The 354-nt window shown below is 55.1% G+C and carries 1 tRNA gene and 1 rRNA gene; both read left to right on the forward strand.

From position 1 onward, the window contains the following. A 16S ribosomal RNA gene (locus tag HOP58_RS22855) occupies positions 1 to 54 on the forward strand; the annotation flags it as partial. A gap of 182 nt (positions 55 to 236) precedes the next feature. Then, a tRNA-Ile gene (locus HOP58_RS22860) sits at positions 237 to 313 on the forward strand. Positions 314 to 354: the final 41 nt, after the last annotated feature.

Raw genomic sequence — 354 nt, forward strand, 5'->3', positions numbered from 1 at the left:
GTGAAGTCGTAACAAGGTAGCCGTAGGGGAACCTGCGGCTGGATCACCTCCTTAAACGACGTATCACGCCTCGCGGCAAGTGCTCACAATGAATTACCTGATCGGCCAGAGCAAAGACTGTGTTTTGTGAGCTGGGTCTGTGGCTCAGTTGGTTAGAGCGCACCCCCTGACCTTAAATGGAAAGCAGGGTGAGGTCGGCCAGCCGGAGAGCAGCAAGCTTGCAGCGGTACAGTGCCGGGTCTGTAGCTCAGTTGGTTAGAGCGCACCCCTGATAAGGGTGAGGTCGGCAGTTCAAATCTGCCCAGACCCACCAATTTTATCCAGTCCTGCGTTATTTCGTGACTCGCATAGCGA

It is taken from the genome of Halomonas sp. MCCC 1A11062 (assembly GCF_021404355.1).
Lineage (GTDB): Bacteria > Pseudomonadota > Gammaproteobacteria > Pseudomonadales > Halomonadaceae > Halomonas > Halomonas aerodenitrificans.